Origin of the sequence: Inquilinus sp. KBS0705 (assembly GCA_005938025.2) — a bacterium.
Taxonomy (GTDB): Bacteria; Bacteroidota; Bacteroidia; order Sphingobacteriales; family Sphingobacteriaceae; genus Mucilaginibacter.
The window spans coordinates 580,839-597,114 of record VCCI02000002.1; the positions used below are offsets into that span (position 1 = coordinate 580,839).

At 44.1% G+C, this 16,276-nt stretch carries 14 protein-coding genes and 1 tRNA gene; 7 read left to right on the forward strand and 8 right to left on the reverse strand.

Translation table 11 applies throughout. The annotated features are described in order from the left end of the window. Positions 1-42: 42 nt before the first annotated feature. Both FFF34_013995 and FFF34_014000 read right to left on the reverse strand, forming a co-directional pair. Entirely contained in the window at positions 43-1,344 is a 1,302-nt protein-coding gene (locus FFF34_013995) for a ribosome biogenesis GTPase Der (GenBank protein TSD65001.1), read from the reverse strand. Positions 1,345-1,477: 133 nt separating this feature from the next. After that, a complete protein-coding gene (locus FFF34_014000; GenBank protein TSD65002.1) occupies positions 1,478-2,353 on the reverse strand; it encodes a GTPase Era in 876 nt (291 codons plus the stop codon). 145 nt (positions 2,354-2,498) lie between these two features. Here FFF34_014000 and FFF34_014005 point away from each other — a divergent pair. Further along, a tRNA-Met gene (locus FFF34_014005) sits at positions 2,499-2,574 on the forward strand. Between the two features lie 148 nt (positions 2,575-2,722). Here FFF34_014005 and FFF34_014010 read toward each other — a convergent pair. Further along, complete coding sequence (locus FFF34_014010; protein TSD65003.1) at positions 2,723-2,941, reverse strand: hypothetical protein; 219 nt, start codon at positions 2,939-2,941, stop codon at positions 2,723-2,725. Between FFF34_014010 and FFF34_014015 the strand changes: the two genes are divergently transcribed. Beyond that, entirely contained in the window at positions 2,879-4,330 is a 1,452-nt protein-coding gene (locus FFF34_014015) for an amino acid permease (protein ID TSD65004.1), read from the forward strand. The two genes, FFF34_014010 and FFF34_014015, sit on opposite strands and share 63 nt — an antisense overlap. Positions 4,331-4,505: 175 nt before the next feature. Here the strand turns inward: FFF34_014015 and FFF34_014020 are convergent, their stop codons facing one another. Further along, positions 4,506-5,261, reverse strand: a complete 756-nt coding sequence (locus FFF34_014020; protein ID TSD65005.1) for a molybdopterin-dependent oxidoreductase — start codon at positions 5,259-5,261, stop codon at positions 4,506-4,508. A gap of 2 nt (positions 5,262-5,263) precedes the next feature. Further along, positions 5,264-6,010, reverse strand: coding sequence for a hypothetical protein (locus FFF34_014025; protein TSD65006.1), 747 nt, complete (start codon positions 6,008-6,010; stop codon positions 5,264-5,266). A 181-nt stretch (positions 6,011-6,191) separates the two neighbouring features. Here FFF34_014025 and FFF34_014030 point away from each other — a divergent pair, with 181 nt between their 5' ends. From FFF34_014030 to FFF34_014040, 3 genes are all read left to right on the forward strand, one after another. Next, positions 6,192-6,437, forward strand: a complete 246-nt coding sequence (locus FFF34_014030) for a hypothetical protein (GenBank protein TSD65007.1) — start codon at positions 6,192-6,194, stop codon at positions 6,435-6,437. An 11-nt stretch (positions 6,438-6,448) separates the two neighbouring features. After that, a complete protein-coding gene (locus FFF34_014035; protein ID TSD65008.1) occupies positions 6,449-7,603 on the forward strand; it encodes a hypothetical protein in 1,155 nt (384 codons plus the stop codon). A gap of 181 nt (positions 7,604-7,784) precedes the next feature. Then, positions 7,785-8,912: an acyltransferase gene (locus FFF34_014040; protein ID TSD65009.1), complete on the forward strand. Its 1,128-nt coding sequence runs from the start codon at positions 7,785-7,787 to the stop codon at positions 8,910-8,912. Between the two features lie 28 nt (positions 8,913-8,940). Here FFF34_014040 and FFF34_014045 read toward each other — a convergent pair whose 3' ends face one another. From FFF34_014045 to FFF34_014055, 3 genes are all read right to left on the reverse strand, one after another. Beyond that, positions 8,941-10,017, reverse strand: coding sequence for a mechanosensitive ion channel (locus tag FFF34_014045; GenBank protein TSD65010.1), 1,077 nt, complete (start codon positions 10,015-10,017; stop codon positions 8,941-8,943). Beyond that, on the reverse strand, positions 10,018-11,805 hold the full coding sequence (locus FFF34_014050) for a glycoside hydrolase family 15 protein (protein TSD65011.1): 1,788 nt from the start codon (positions 11,803-11,805) through the stop codon (positions 10,018-10,020). Positions 11,806-11,874: 69 nt separating this feature from the next. Then, positions 11,875-12,180 carry a response regulator gene (locus FFF34_014055; protein ID TSD65012.1) on the reverse strand — a complete coding sequence of 102 codons (306 nt, stop codon included), beginning with the start codon at positions 12,178-12,180 and terminating at the stop codon, positions 11,875-11,877. A 175-nt stretch (positions 12,181-12,355) separates the two neighbouring features. On the opposite strand from FFF34_014055, the gene glgX reads away from it, so the two are divergent. Both glgX and treZ read left to right on the forward strand, forming a co-directional pair. Continuing rightward, on the forward strand, positions 12,356-14,479 hold the full coding sequence (gene glgX, locus FFF34_014060) for a glycogen debranching protein GlgX (GenBank protein ID TSD65013.1): 2,124 nt from the start codon (positions 12,356-12,358) through the stop codon (positions 14,477-14,479). Beyond that, positions 14,480-16,276, forward strand: a complete 1,797-nt coding sequence (gene treZ / locus FFF34_014065) for a malto-oligosyltrehalose trehalohydrolase (GenBank protein ID TSD65014.1) — start codon at positions 14,480-14,482, stop codon at positions 16,274-16,276.

Consider the following 16,276-nt stretch of genomic DNA (forward strand, 5'->3'; position numbering starts at 1 on the left):
AGATCACCTCTTACCGCTATTAAAGATATCATATATACCTTCTTACTTCTGCCTGAACCAAACCTGCACGGGTGCACCCGAAAAATCGAAATTTTGGCGAAGTTGATTTTCTATAAAGCGGTAGTAAGGCTCTTTAACATACTGCGGCAGGTTGCAAAAAAACGCGAACATGGGCGATGAGCCGGCTATCTGTGTAATGTATTTAATTTTTACGTACTTGCCTTTTAATGATGGTGGCGGGTAGGCCTCGATTATTGGCAGCATCACCTCGTTTAGTTTTGAGGTTGGTATTTTGCGGCCGCGGTTTTCGTAAACCTGGTTGGCTACATCAATTACCTTAAGCACGCGTTGTTTTTCTAATACCGAAGTAAATACGATGGGTACGTCGCTAAAAGGGGCAATTTTTTGGCGTATCTGCTCTTCAAAAACTTTAATGGTTTTATTGTTCTTTTCTATCAGGTCCCATTTGTTTACCACAATAACAACGCCTTTCTTATTCTTCTCGGCTAGGTGAAACAGGTTTACATCCTGCGACTCCAAACCTTCTACAGCGTCTATCATGATGATCACCACATCCGCTTCTTCTAAAGCCTTAATGGTACGCATTACCGAGTAAAACTCGATATTCTCTTTCACCTTGGTTTTTTTACGCATACCCGCAGTATCTATCAGCATAAAATCGTGGCCGTACTGGTTGTAATGGATATGGATAGAATCGCGCGTGGTGCCGGCAATAGGGGTAACTATGTTACGGTCTTTACCTATCAGCGCGTTAATGATGGATGATTTACCAACATTAGGGCGGCCAACTATGGCATATTTGGGGCGTTCGTTCTCTTCAAAGGGTACGTCTTCAAAATGCTTAACTACCTCGTCCAGCAATTCGCCGGTACCCGAGCCCGTCATAGACGATATGGTGTATATTTCGCCAAGGCCCAGGCTGTAAAACTCGGTAGCATCGGCCATTTGCGCGTTATTATCCAGCTTGTTTACCACCACACAAACGGGCTTGTTACCCTTGCGCAGTAAATTGGCAATTTCGTCGTCAAGGTCGGTAATGCCGGTGGTAACATCCACCATAAATAAAATTACGGTTGCTTCTTCAATGGCTATCAATACCTGCTCGCGTATGGCTACTTCAAAAAGCTCGTCAGAGTTGGCTACATAACCGCCGGTATCAATAATGGTGAATTTTTTGTCGAGCCACTCGGCGGTGCCGTAGTGCCTGTCGCGGGTTACGCCGCTAAAATCGTCAACAATAGCTTTACGGCTTTCGGTTAAACGGTTGTATAAGGTTGATTTGCCAACGTTGGGCCTGCCTACTATGGCTACTATATTACTCATTTCAATTTTAGATTTTAGATCTCAGATGTACGATTTGACCTGCTCAAAACGCCCTCATAAAACCTTATGCTAATTTACAAATCCGACCAGCATAAATCTAAAATCGTCATTCGTAAATCGTAATTCTTTTTCTCTATTCGTACCCGAATTTTTTCAGGTAATTTTTTTTGCTGCGCCAGTCGGGTATCACTTTTACAAACATCTCCAGGAATATCTTTTTCTGAAAAAAGTCTTCCATATCGCGGCGTGCATAGGTGCCAACAATTTTAAGCATTTCGCCTTTGTTACCTATAATGATGTTTTTTTGCGAGTCGCGCTCTACGATGATCTCGGCACTTATACGGTGCAGTTTTTCGCCTTCAACAAAGGCGGTAACAATTACCTCGGTGCTGTAGGGAATTTCTTTTTTGTATTGCTTAAATATTTGCGCCCGTATCATCTCTGATGCGAAAAAGCGGTCGTTCCTGTCGGTAAGGGCGTCTTTTTCGTAATAAGCGGGGTGCTCGGGCAGGTGCTCCAGCACAAAATCCATAATAGCTTTAATATTATGATCGTGCAGGGCCGATATGGCAAAAACCGCTACGGGCTTTAACCTGTCCTGCCAGTATTCAACCTTTTCCTTTACCTCTTCTTCTGTTGATAGGTCTATCTTATTAATAAGCACTACCAGCGGGGCTGTCGAGCCTTCCAGCTTTTTAAATACGTCCTGTTCATCGTACTGCTCGTTAATATCGGTAACCAGTAAAATAAGGTCGGCATCCACAATAGAACCATCCACCTGGTGCATCATGCTCTCGTGCAGGGCATAGTGCGGTTTGATGATGCCGGGGGTGTCCGAAAATACGATCTGGTAATCCTCTTCGTTAACAATACCCAAAATACGGTGGCGGGTGGTTTGCGCCTTGGGTGTGATGATAGACATTTTTTCGCCCACAAGGGCATTCATAAGGGTTGATTTACCCGCGTTGGGCTTACCAATTATACTTACAAAACCTGCCTTGTGTGCCATAAAAAAATAATTAAAATATTATTTGGACTGCAAAGAAACGAATTATATCTTTGCAGTCCAATTAAAAGGAACAGCAAATTGCTTTTTTGACAATTGGAACAAACATTTCGGAGTTATGCCCGTTATGTAAAATACCAAAAAATAGTGCGGGATGGAGCAGTTGGTAGCTCGTCGGGCTCATAACCCGAAGGTCGTAGGTTCGAGTCCTGCTCCCGCTACCTCAGTTAAGTCAAAAGCCTCAAGTCGAAAGTCTTGAGGCTTTTTTGCGTTTCGAGCAGTTGGTAGCTCGCCGGGCTCATATCCGTTGGCTAACGGACGTAGGTTCTCCCCAAGGCTTTGGGGACCGCTACCTCAATTAAGTTAAAAGCCTCAGATTTTCATCTGAGGCTTTTTTGCGTTTGGAGCAGTTGGTAGCTCGCCGGGCTCATATCCGTTGGCTAACGGACGTAGGTTCTCCCCAAGGGGTGAAGCTTCATTCAGCCGAGCGGTTCGATAAGCACTTCCGTCAAAACATAGTTTTTCAGGATATATCGAACCAATGATACTGCGCTTAAAAATCTGTTTCGTTCTACCCGTTTCACATTCCAAATCATATTGTTAAATTCGTTTCGGCCTATTACAATCAAACATACTTTTATTTTGACTGACCAACCAGTAGCCTCTCCCGGCACAACCGAAAGTCTTAAACGCACCATCGGTGTATTTGGGTTAGCCTGTGCCATAATTAACATTACCATCGGTACAGGAATATTCATATTACCTGCCCTGGTTGCCGAACATTTAGGTGCTGCCGCGATTATCTGTTTTTTGATATGTGGTTTACTGATTTTTTTAATTGGCCTTTGCTTTGCCGAAGTTGGCAGTAAGGTTACCGGTAGCGGCGGCACATACGCCTACATCGAAGCCGCGTTTGGCCCATGGATGGGTTTTTTAGCGAATAATATTTTTTGGCTTAGCTGCTGTTTGTCTGATGCTGCTGTTGCAAACGGTTTATCGAAAACGCTTGGCTATTTTTATCCGCCGTTAGACACCACTCTGCGGCCCTTATTCTTCCTGCTGCTTATAGGTATTTTTACATGGATAAATATCCGCGGATCAAAGGGCGGCGTAAATCTTGTTATTGCGGCAACTATTGCCAAAATAGTTCCGCTTGTTCTACTTGTGGTTTTTGGGATAAGCCATATTTCAGTAGCAAATCTTAACTGGACAAGTTCATTTACTTTCGGTAGCTTAAGCTCCGCTACGCTTATAATTTTCTATGCCTTCATCGGAATAGAAAATGCCGTTGCCAACAGCGGTGAATTTAAAAACCCATCCAGAGTAGTTCCCTTAGGTATTTTGTCAGGACTTTTTTTTGTGTTATTGCTGTACATCGCTATACAACTTGTTACGCAAGGTATATTGGGCACTCAATTATCACTATACAAAGATGCCCCGCTTGCTGAAGTGTCCAAAAGGTTGTTTGCTTACACAGGAATTATTTTGATCACCGTTGGTGCTGCAGTTTCGATGCTTGGAAGTTTAAGTGGGGCTATACTTGCCATACCGCGCGTTTTATTTGCCGGCTCAAAAAATGGCATTTTCCCTGAATTTTTAGGAGATGTGCATAACAAATACATAACCCCACACAAAGCAATTATATTTTACGCAACTATCGATTACCTTTTTGCAGTGTTTGGCGCATTTAAACAACTGGTGATTTTATCAACGGCTTTTGTATTGCTGATATACCTTGGCGTTGTGCTCGCTTCAATAAAACTTAGGTATACCGGGCCGCAACAATCCGAAAACACATTCACCACGCCAGGAGGGTTAACAGTTCCAATTTTAGCTACCATTACTATTATGTGGCTGCTTTACAGTTTAACTAATCCCGAAATAATTGGAATGATTATAGCACTTGCCGCCCTTTCTACAATTTATCTGCTGATGAAACTGTACAAAAACCAAACAAAACGCAAATTGGGAACATCTTAAAATAAAATTGACCCAAATAGGATGCGAACCACCATTACAATGCAACAACAGTTTGCAAATCTTTGATCAAGCGATTTGATAATAGTCCTGTTAGGCCTACCTCAGTTAAGTCGAAAGCCTTGGGGCTTTTTATGCCTGATATTTCTTTGTTAGCTGCCGTGATCCGCCAAAAAAATTATATCCCCGTGTACCAGGACCATCCCGCCTTAATATCGCCGGCAGGGTCAGTAAATTTATCGGTTACAATTATGCGCTGCAAAAATTTAACGTTTTTGTAGCCTATCTGTGTTTCAACCCTCAGGCGTAGCGGCGCACCATTGCGCGCGGGTAGGTCCTCACCGTTCATGGTATGGGCCAGTATGGTTTGGGGGTGGAAGGCATCCAGCATATCAATGCTTTCGCTATAATTATCAAAACCGTAAAAGCATACAAACCGTGCGGATTGTAATATGCCTGCATCCTTTAGTAGCGCGCTTAGCGGCACGCCGGTCCATTCGGCTATGGCACTCCAACCTTCCTCGCAGGTGTGCCGGGTTATTTGAGTTCGTGCGCCCAGCTTTTTAAGGTCGTCCATCGAATATTTACGTGGTTTTGCAACCGAGCCTTCTACAGTAAGTACAAAGTCTTTAAAATTATTGTGCTGCAGTTGCTGATAGTCCTTACTATATGCCTTTGTACTGGCGGGGTTGGCAGGGTCGCCAATATCTGTTACCGGGAAACTGGTTATATCGCTTTTTTGATATTCTGTAGCAAGGGCACGCTGCGAAAGCAGGCTACGCTGGCTTATATAGGTAAGGTTGTCGCCCATGCGCAAAATATTGCCATAGGTTGGCGGTAACTTTTTAAGGCACCCCGAAAGCAACAGCGCCCCTGCCGAGGTTAGTCCGGCTAAAATGGCCTGTCGCCGGTTCATCGTTCTTTTTTTTCTCATTGTTACCTGCCAAAAGTTATTGCCCAAATATTTCGTTTAAAGCCTGTTCTAATTATCATCACTATATGCACCAGTAAAAACAGCAATAGTAATACAGCCGCAAAAAAGTGTATGGTACGCGCCGATTGATGCCCAAAAAATATTTTTAACAGGAATGGATATGATGCCGTTATAGCCGGCGACATAGTTAAGCCGGTTAAAATAACCACCGGGAACAGGAAAAAGATAACCAGCAGGTAAGTGATTTTTTGCAGTGGGCCATATTTGCCTGTGTAGTGCGTTTGCCTGCCAAAATGTGCCGTAAGATCTTTCCAAAGCCGCTTAAAATTAAACTCGGCGCGGGCCGGTGTTAGGTTATTGCGAAAATGCCGACTATAAAAACCGGCTATAAAGTAGATGATACCGGTAATAACCATAAACCAGGCGGCCAAAAAGTGTGTACTGCGGCCCCAGCCATTCTGGTTAAAAATATCGTAGGTACGGGCCGCGGATATCTGCTTGCCCGTTAAGTTTTTAAAAGGCATGGTTTTACTCCATCCGCCATGATGATAGTTGCGGCTGATAGGTAGCTCAAACAGCGCGGGGGTAAGATCGTTACCCGCCTTGCCCCAATAAAGCCTGGGATGCGACATTAAAATAACATAGCCGCTAATGGTAAGCGCCAAAAAACTTAGCGTAATTATAAAGTGCGTACCCCTTACCCAGCGTTTATGCTTTGTAGCGTGGTTTTGGCCGTTTTGTGATACCATCGTTTTTAGCTGGTGATAAGTAAGGTTTAGATTACCTATTAAAGATAGGGTATTTTGTTAATATACAAACTATTAAGCCTTTAGGTACCGATGATGAAAATGAAAGGCTGCGGAATTAAAAAAATCAAAACTTTCTCAAATATTAATTATTTATCTAATAGGTTAATTTAATAAATAGGTTATGGGAAAAGATAAGAACGGCGGCTTTGTCCCGCCAAAAGGAAAGCCATCAGGCAATGGGCGCGAAACACATCATTTAAAAGACGCGTTTTCGGTTACCGACCCCGAAACTGAAAACGAAATAGCGGCAAAATACACTAAAGATGGTACTGATGAAATGGCAGAGGGCATACATGTACGCCATGTAAACCGCAACCTGCACAAAGGCGAAGATCTGGAAGATACTAATAACAGCAACAACGGTTAATTTAAACATATATGGAGCTATTACCAAAAGAAGAGTTTACAGAACTGATAAATTATAAAGGCAGTAATTGCATTTCTGTTTATATACCAACGCACCGCGCAGGGGTTGAGGTTAACCAAAAACAAGATGCCATACTTTTGAAAAATGCATTACAGGATGCGATAGTCCAGTTACAAAAGCAGGGGTTGCCATCGCAGGAGATTGACAGCATTATGCAGCCTGGTTTTGACTTATACAAAAACGAGGTGTTTTGGAATAACCAACTCGATGGGCTTGCACTTTTTTTAGCTAAGGGATTCTCGAAAGTTATACAGTTGCCATTCGCGGTAAACGAGGAGTTGTTTGTTAACAGCTCGTTTCATGTAAGTCCGCTGTTGCCTGCAATAACCAATAACGAGGACTTTTACCTGCTGGTATTAAGTAAAAAAGATGCCCAGTTTTTCCAGGGGAATGCGTTTGGCTTACAACGGCTTGAGGTGGAAGGCTTGCCTAACGGGATGGATGATGTGATACACTTTGAAGAGAAGGAAGGCGAGCATTTACTGCGCCAGGGCGGCAAGGGTGGTACAGGCAGTGCTAACTTTCATGGCCATAGCAACGGGCAGCCCGATGAAAAAACCAACCTTAAGGTTTACTTTCAGGAGGTGGACCGCACCTTGTTTGCCGAAGTGCTGCACGATAAAAACGCGCCACTGGTTTTGGCCGGTGTAGAATATCTGATTCCTATTTATAGAAGCGTTAGCAGCTATAACAATATTGCCGAAAATGCGATAACAGGTAACCAGGAACGCGAAAGCACACTGGAATTATTTACCAAATGCCGCGAAGTGCTGGCACCTTATTTCAAGCAAGAAACCAACAAGGCCCTGCAAAACTATTATAACCAGGTGGCTACGCCTTTAACATCATCAATGCCCGAAACGATAATACCGGCAAGCTTTTATGCGCAGGTATCAGATCTGTTTATTTGCAAGGATGAACATATCTGGGGGAAGTTTAATGCTGACGATAACAAGCTGGAGATTCACCCGCAAAAAACGGAGGGCGACGAATGCCTTATTAACAAAGCGGCGGCGCAAACTTATTTAAACGGCGGCGCCGTGTATCTGCTCGATAAGGAAAAAATGCCTAAAGAAAGCACTATAGCGGCATTTATGCGCTATTAAGGTAATTGCCCAAATGCGATTTAACGCAAAGCCCCCGGACGCAAAAACGCCCGGGGCTTTGTATTTTTAGGCTATTTACAGTGCCCTTATTAATAGTATAGTATCACCGCAGGGCTATTGGGTTTTAAATCCTTTTTTGTTTATGTTTAGGATTCCATAACCTGTAAACCTATTGTAAAATATGAGTACCGATACAACCTACCTGCCGCCTAAACGACATTACGAAATATTAGACGGCTTGCGCGGCGTAGCTGCTATCATTGTGGTTATTTTCCACGTGTTAGAAACCTACTCGGGCGACCGCTTTCACCAAAAAATAAATCATGGCTATCTGGCGGTCGATTTCTTTTTCCTGCTATCTGGCTTTGTGGTTGCCTATGCTTATGACGACCGCTGGGGCAAAATGACCCAATGGGATTTTTACAAACGCCGGCTTATACGCCTGCAGCCAATGGTTATTGTGGGTACCATTATAGGTGCCATCCTGTTTTACTTTCAGGCAAGCCCGGTATACCCGCTAATTGCCGATACGCCCTTATGGAAGATGCTTTTGGTGATGTTGCTGGGCTTTACCATGCTACCCTTGCCTGTATCAATGGATATTCGAGGATGGCAAGAGATGCACCCTTTAGATGGCCCCGCCTGGAGTTTATATTTTGAGTATATAGCCAATATATTGTACGCGGTAATTGTGCGCCGGTTTTCTAAAACGCTGCTTTGGATATTTGTATTAGCCTCGGCGGTATTTTTGGTGCAGTATTTAGTAACCAGCCCGCAGGGTGATGTTATTGGCGGCTGGGCGCTTGATGCCAACGGCATGCACGTTGGCTTTGCGCGCTTGCTGTTCCCGTTTTTTGGCGGGGTGCTGCTATGCCGTATGGATAAGCTTATCCGCGTAAAAAACGCGTTTGCCATAAGTAGCCTGCTGCTTATAATAGCCTTTGCCATACCACGCTTAGGCGATAGCACCAATGTATTGCCAAATGGCATTTACGAGTGTGTAGTTATTTTATTAGTATTCCCCGTTATAGTTGCTATAGGTGCCGGTGGTAGTATGGTAGGTGGTTACTCTACAAAGCTTTGTAAGTTTTTGGGTGCCATAAGTTACCCGCTTTATATTACACATTACCCTTTAATATACCTGCACCAGGGCTGGGTGGTACGCAACCACGTGCCTATGCAAACCGGCCTGCTGGTTGGTGTACTGGTACTCATAACGGCCATTGCCATTGCCTATGCATCGCTTAAGTTATATGACGAACCCGTGCGCAAATGGTTAACAGAAAAGTTTTTGAGGAAGCAGGGGTAGGCAACCTTGTAATATAATGTAAATAGCATCAGCTATTTTCCGCCTCTTTTAACAAACGGGTTTTTGGCAGGCTACCCGGGAAATTCTGTTGCAGGTATTGTATTAGGTGCTCTCGCACATAGCAGCGCAGATCAAATGCGTTTGATGAATTTTTAGCACTTACCAACGCCCGTAGCTCAACCGTGCCGTCTTTGACATCGGTAACTTGTAATATGCCAACGCGCTTGTCCCACAGTTCAGATGCGTTTAATAAGCGTGTTAGTTCCTGTCTGAGTTCATCGGTTGGTACGCTGTAATCAACATACAAAAAAACGGTGCCCAATAGTTCGGATGTGCTTCTGGTCCAATTTTGAAAAGGCTTCTCAATAAAATAATTAATAGGGAGTATCAGCCTGCGCTGGTCCCATATATTTAGCACCACATAGGTAAGGGTAATTTCTTCTACCTTGCCCCACTCGCCTTCAACAACTAATACATCATCAATGCGTATGGGTTGTGTAAACGCTATCTGGAAACCGGCCAGCAAGTTCCCCAGCGATTTTTGCGCCGCAAAACCAATAATGATACCGCCAATACCTACACCTGTAAGCAGGCCCGCTCCCAGTTTCCTTACACTTTCAAAACTCATCAGTATCAGCGATAGGGTAATAAGGATGATGAGCGCGGTAGCCAACTTTCTTATAAACTGTAACTGCGTCCTTATCTTTCGCTCTCTAAAGTTATCCGCCTTGTTAAAATCGTACTTGTAATACACATAGTCTTCAAGTATACGTATAGCGTTTAATAATAAGCTGGCAAATGATATCAGCAAAAATATCCCCAGCCATTTTTTTACATCGTCGGCATATACATCTTTTAATGAAAAATAAGGCAACAATATATTTAGTACCAGCAGAGGTATAAAATGGTTTAATGGCCGGCTAAAGTGTGTTACAAATGATCTTAAAAACGAGTACTCCCCGTCTTTTTTATTTTTATAATAGTTTAAAAGCAGCTTTACGAAAGCGTTTATTATAAAGCCAATGATCAGCACAAAGGCAATAATTACCCCATTCCAAAGCCATGGCGGTAATTGTTTCGACCATATGTTGATGTATTTCTCCATTTATAAAAATATCGGCCTGTCCAGCTTTATGGCTATGCGGTAAGCGGCATTCATTAACCCCACATGGCTATAGGCCTGGGGGAAATTACCCCATTGGCTGCCCGATTGCTCGTCAACATCTTCGCTAAACAACAGCAGGTGGTTGCAATATTTCAGCAGCTTTTCAAATTCGCGTATGGCATCGTCCATGCGGCCCACACAGGCCAGGGCCTCAACGTACCAAAATGCACATATCAAAAATGTAGTTTTTGGTTTGCCAAAATCATCGCTGTGTATATAGCGGTAAAACAGGCCACCCTCCGTTTTAAGTTCGTTTTCGAGGGCAATTAAATGGTCTTTTGCCTTTTGTGATGCCGGGTCGAGGTAATTCATCATTATCAGTTGCAGGGTGCTGGCATCAAGATGGGGGCTGCCTACGGCATGGGTGTAAACTTTGCGTTCCGGATCATAGCAGGCTTCGATATGTGCCGCTGCCCTTTCTTTAAGCGAGCGGGCCTTTTCTACCAACTCGGTATTATTTATGGTTAAAGCTATTTTTTCTGCCGCGCAGCAGCCCGCCCATTGGAAAAGGTTGCTGTAGCAATGTATATGCGCTATGTTCCTAAACTCCCATATTCCCGCATCCTTTTCATCAATGGTCCGTTCTATCTTGCTTAATATAGATGCTATCCACTTGTCCGAATCTTTACGCTCGCTAAATACAAAGCGGTGATCGTTATACAGCGGTAAAAGCGATATCAGCACCTGCCCGTAAATATCATTTTGCACATGCTCGGCAGCCTGGTTGCCAATACGCACAGGCTTATTGCCCATATAGCCATCAAGGTGAGTCATAATGGTTTCGGTAAGGTCCTTTTTACCGGTTATGCTATATAAAGGCTGGTAGCGGAAACTATCATTCTCCGAAAAAGAAATATCGGTTACATAGTTAAAGTATCGTTCCATCTCTTCGAAATGGCCAATGTGGTTTAGTGATGTTAAGACATAGTAAGTGTCGCGCAGCCAGCAATAACGATAATCCCAGTTGCGCTCACTCCCGGGGAATTCGGGCAAGCTGCTGGTGCTTGCCGCAATAATGGCGCCCGTATCTTCATACTGATGAATTTTTAAAACCAGTGCTGCCCTGATAACATAGGGTTGATAAAATGTAGCGATAGACGAGTGTTTTATCCAAAGCCGCCAATAATCTATCGTTTCGCGCAGATACTCTTCTGATATACTGTTTAAAGAGCCGTCAAGTTCGGCACCATAATTTAGCAGCAGGTATTTGGTTTCGTTAAGCGAAAAGTATTCTTCATCCATTAAATAAGTAAGCGGGATGTTAGACGTCAGCGTCATTTTTTCGCCGCAGCCGGTATATTCTATCGAGTCGCTGCCCTGCAGGCGGTCTTGCTTTGCCCGGCCATAATCGCATACCGGGTCGCATTTAACAATAATGTGTGGTGTGCCCTCTATCGGTTCAATTTTGCGAATAAGAATTAGCGGTTTAAAATACCGCCCGTTTTTAAAAAAGCGTGGTGCAAAATCGGTAACGCGATACTTACCGTTCGCGCAGGTCACCTCGGTACGTAATACATTGGTGTTTTCTAAATAAAACTGCTTGGTGGTATATTCTCCTTTTGGTAAAATAGAAAACTCGCCGCCTTTTTTTGAATCCAGCAAGCTGCCGAAAACAAACGGACTATCAAACCGGGGCCAGCACATCCATTCGATGTTAGTGTTTTTGTTGATGTGGGCAAGAAACGCGCAATTGCCTATTAAACCGGTTTGATAGACGTGTTTTTCCATGGATCTATTATAAATTACCATACCAACAACGATAATTTATAATTGTTACCAAAAAAATTAAGGTTTTGGTTAACTAACAGCTTGCTGCTGTAGCAGGTTGTTTATATTCTCATATAAATCGGGTTGGCTTATCGGCTTGTTTACAACCGTGCTACAGCCAAATTTAGAGGCAATACGGTCTAAAGTAGTGTATTCTGATAGTAATATTATCGGCAGCTCGTGCAATTGCATATCCGATTTTACCTGGTGGCATAATCCACCGCCATTATCATCATTCAATATAAAATCAATCACCAGCAGGTCGGGTTTTCGCTGCCTTATTTCCTGCAACACATCCCCGGACGAGCTAAACACATCAAGCTCGATATTTAACAACCGGGAATTTTTGTAAACAAATCAATAACAGTTTCGTCTGTACTTATTAGCATTACTTTTCTCATAGATAGGATGGCATTTAAATGCAAAACAACAAATTTTAGTCCATTTGTTATCGTTCTAAGAAAATTTATAACTAATAAAACATTTTTAAGCTACTTTGTTTACTATATATATGGCGAGAAAGATTTATCCCGGCAAACCCTATCCGCTGGGCGCAACCTGGGACGGCAACGGCGTAAACTTTGCCGTTTTTACAGAAAATGCTACAGGTGTTGAATTGTGTTTGTTTAACAATACAGATGATACGCAGACAGAAGAACGCATACACCTTTTAGAACGCACTCATCAAACATGGCATTGCTACTTACCCGATATTGAACCGGGACAATTATATGGCTACCGTGTACATGGCCCTTACGATTGCCAAAACGGGCACAGGTTTAACCCAAATAAATTATTAATAGACCCATATGCTAAAGCAATTTCGGGTGTGATAGACTGGCACGACTCATTATTCGGTTACGAACTGGGCAGCCCTGAAGAGGACCTGAGTTTTAGTGAAACCAATAGCGCGCCCTTTGTGCCAAAATCGGTTGTTGTTGATAGCCACTTTGCATGGGAAGGCGACAAGCACCCGCGTACCCCATACCATCAATCGGTAATATACGAGGCGCATGTAAAAGGCTTTACACAATTACACCCGGACATCCCCGAAGAGATAAGAGGCACCTATGCCGCCATAGGCCATCCTGCTTGTATCAAATATCTGCATGATTTGGGCATTACCGCCATTGAGCTGATGCCGGTACACCAGTTTGTTGCCGACCGCCACCTTGTTGAAAAAGGCTTAACCAATTACTGGGGATACAACAGCATTGGCTTTTTTGCGCCCGATATACGATACGCTGGTGATGTTGAGCCCGGCAGGCAAGTGCAGGAGTTTAAACAAATGGTAAAAGAGCTGCATAAAGCAGGGATAGAGGTTATACTGGATGTAGTATACAACCATACCGGCGAAGGCAACCACATGGGGCCAACCTTATCTTTAAAAGGGATAGATAATGCATCGTATTACCGGCTGGTAGACGACAATAAACGCTATTATAGCGATTATACCGGCACCGGTAACACATTAAACGCCATGTTGCCTAACGTGCTGCGCTATATTATGGACAGCCTGCGCTACTGGATATTGGAAATGCATGTAGATGGTTTTAGGTTTGATTTGGCCGCTACCCTTGCCCGCGAACTACATGAGGTAAACAGGCTAAGCGGCTTTTTCGACATTATTTACCAGGATCCTATTATATCGCAGGTAAAGCTAATTGCCGAGCCCTGGGATATAGGCGAAGGCGGCTACCAGGTAGGTAACTTCCCGCCCGGATGGGGCGAGTGGAACGGTAAATTCAGGGATTGCATACGCGATTACTGGATAGGCGCCGATAGCATGCTGGGCGAATTTGGCCAGCGTTTTACCGGTAGTCCCGACTTGTACCAGGACAATAATCGTAAACCAACAGCCAGTATCAACTTTATAACGGCGCATGATGGGTTTACACTAAACGACCTGGTATCGTACAACGAAAAGCACAACGAGGCCAACGGCGAAGACAACAACGATGGCGAAAGCCATAACAGATCATGGAACTGCGGTGTGGAAGGGCCTACAGACGACCCCGAAATAAATGAATTGCGCAACAGGCAAAAGCGTAACCTGTTAACCACACTGTTTTTATCGCAAGGTGTACCCATGCTGGTGGCCGGCGACGAATTTGGCCGTACCCAGCAAGGCAATAACAACGCCTATTGCCAGGATAACGAAATATCGTGGTTAAACTGGGCATCTGCCGATAAAGAGTTGCTATCGTTTACACAAAACCTTATTAAACTGCGAAAAGACCACCCCATTTTCAGAAGAAGGCGGTGGTTTCAGGGTCAGCCGGTAAAAGGCAAGGGGCTGGAAGACATTGCCTGGTTTTTACCCGAAGGCACCGAAATGGAGGACGAGAACTGGAACCACGACTTTGCCCGTTCACTTGGTGTTTTTTTAAATGGCCATGGGCTGCATTCGGTAGGCACACAAGGCGAGCTGATCACTGATGACGATTTTTATGTGATGTTTAACGCCCATCACGGCGCTTTGGAATACAAATTGCCCGAAAAGCTTATTATGCGTAACTGGACGGTAGTTTTAGATACTGCACACCCTGATGCTACCGGCCAAACCTTAAACCAGCAGAAAAGTATTTTGGTAGAGGGCAGGTCAATTGTTTTATTACATCACCCAATTGTGTAGATGGCAGCAAACGGAGATATTTTAAAAAAGCAGCCGGGCATCACTTTTTTAGATGATGGTTTAGCCAGCATTTTACTTTGGGCCCCAAAAGCCCAGCAGGCTGCTATATACTTGCCCGAAAGAAATGTAACGTTGCCGCTTGATAAAGGCATACGGAGATATTGGACGCTTAAAACACCGGATGTACAACCCAACGACCGTTACTACTTTATCTTAGACGATAATGAAAAACTGCCGGACCCGGCCTCGCGTGCGCAACCTGATGGTGTGCATGGTGCATCGCAGGCCATAAGCCTAAATAACTTTGCGTGGAGCGATACTAAATGGCGAAACCCTGCTTTAGAAAACTACCTGATATATGAGTTGCATACCGGCACATTTACCCCCGAGGGTACTTTCGCGGCGATAGAATCGAAACTTGACTATATAAAAAGCTTAGGCATAACCGCCATAGAGCTAATGCCGGTTGCCCAATTTCCCGGCAGTCGCAACTGGGGCTATGACGGGGTTTTCCCCTACGCGGTACAAAATACTTACGGCGGAGCCCATGGGCTGATGCAACTGGTAAATGCCTGCCATAATGCTGGGCTGGCTGTAATATTGGATGTGGTGTATAACCACCTGGGGCCCGAGGGTAATTACTTCAACCAATTTGGCCCTTACTTTACCAGCAAGTATCAAACGCCATGGGGTAATGCCATCAACTTTGATGATGCCGGATGCGACGAGGTACGCAACTACTTTGTACAAAACGTACTCATGTGGTTCCGCGATTTTAAGATAGACGCTTTGCGTTTAGATGCCGTGCACGCCATAAAAGATTTTAGCCCCAAACATATTTTAAAAGAGATGCGCCAGGCCGTAGATAAGCTAACGGCCGAAACGGGGCGTTCGCATTACCTCATCATCGAGTTTGATTTGAACGACCAGAGATTCATCAACCCTGTAAACGAAGAGGGTTACGGCATGGATGCGCAATGGATAGATGAATTTCATCATGCCTTGCGGGTAACTGCAGGCGGCGATCGCAACGGCTATTACGCAGATTTTGAAGGGATAAAACACCTGGCAAAATCGTACCGCGATGCTTATGTATATGATGGTATATATTCGGCTGAGCGGCAGAAAACCTTTGGCACCAAAACAGATAACCCGGGCAGGCAATTTGTAGTATTTTCTCAAAACCACGACCATGTGGGTAACCGTATGCTGGGCGAACGCAGTAGCACCTTGTTTAGCTTCGAAATGCAAAAACTAATGGCTGCGGCGGTAATGGTAAGCCCTTATTTGCCTATGCTGTTTATGGGCGAAGAGTACAGTGAGCAAAACCCTTTCTTATACTTTGTAAGCCATACCGATGAGCAACTGATACAAGCAGTAAGGCAGGGCCGTAAGGATGAATTCAAAGCTTTTCATGCACAAGGCGAAGCCCCGAACCCTCAAGCTGCCGAAACTTTTGAAAGGTCTAAATTGAACTGGGAAAGTCAGAATAATGCGCAACAAACGAACATGCTGCAGTACTACAAAAAGCTTATTAAGCTACGTAAAACCCTGCCTGCATTGCGCAACCCTAACCGCAAAAACCTATCGGTAAGTTATAACGAAGATCAACAAACTTTAACCCTATACCGCCGTGAGGGCGATAACCGTGTTTATTGCTTTATGAACTTTTCTAAACAGCAGCAGCAGTTTGATATGCCCGCCGGAGACCTAAAGATTGCATTAGATTCAGCTGAGAACGAGGATCATCCCGGCAACATACTGCAACCCGAGTCGATAATTATTTACACAAACTAA

Excerpts from the sequence above, each read along its gene's own strand:
- glgX (TSD65013.1), top strand. The coding sequence starts at position 12,356 with ATGGCGAGAAAGATTTATCCCGGCAAACCCTATCCGCTGGGCGCAACC.
- FFF34_014045 (TSD65010.1), bottom strand. The coding sequence starts at position 10,017 with ATGGAGAAATACATCAACATATGGTCGAAACAATTACCGCCATGGCTT.
- FFF34_014040 (TSD65009.1), top strand. The coding sequence starts at position 7,785 with ATGAGTACCGATACAACCTACCTGCCGCCTAAACGACATTACGAAATA.
- treZ (TSD65014.1), top strand. The coding sequence starts at position 14,480 with ATGGCAGCAAACGGAGATATTTTAAAAAAGCAGCCGGGCATCACTTTT.
- FFF34_014035 (TSD65008.1), top strand. The coding sequence starts at position 6,449 with ATGGAGCTATTACCAAAAGAAGAGTTTACAGAACTGATAAATTATAAA.
- FFF34_014050 (TSD65011.1), bottom strand. The coding sequence starts at position 11,805 with ATGGAAAAACACGTCTATCAAACCGGTTTAATAGGCAATTGCGCGTTT.
- FFF34_013995 (TSD65001.1), bottom strand. The coding sequence starts at position 1,344 with ATGAGTAATATAGTAGCCATAGTAGGCAGGCCCAACGTTGGCAAATCA.
- FFF34_014000 (TSD65002.1), bottom strand. The coding sequence starts at position 2,353 with ATGGCACACAAGGCAGGTTTTGTAAGTATAATTGGTAAGCCCAACGCG.
- FFF34_014020 (TSD65005.1), bottom strand. The coding sequence starts at position 5,261 with ATGAGAAAAAAAAGAACGATGAACCGGCGACAGGCCATTTTAGCCGGA.
- FFF34_014025 (TSD65006.1), bottom strand. The coding sequence starts at position 6,010 with ATGGTATCACAAAACGGCCAAAACCACGCTACAAAGCATAAACGCTGG.
- FFF34_014030 (TSD65007.1), top strand. The coding sequence starts at position 6,192 with ATGGGAAAAGATAAGAACGGCGGCTTTGTCCCGCCAAAAGGAAAGCCA.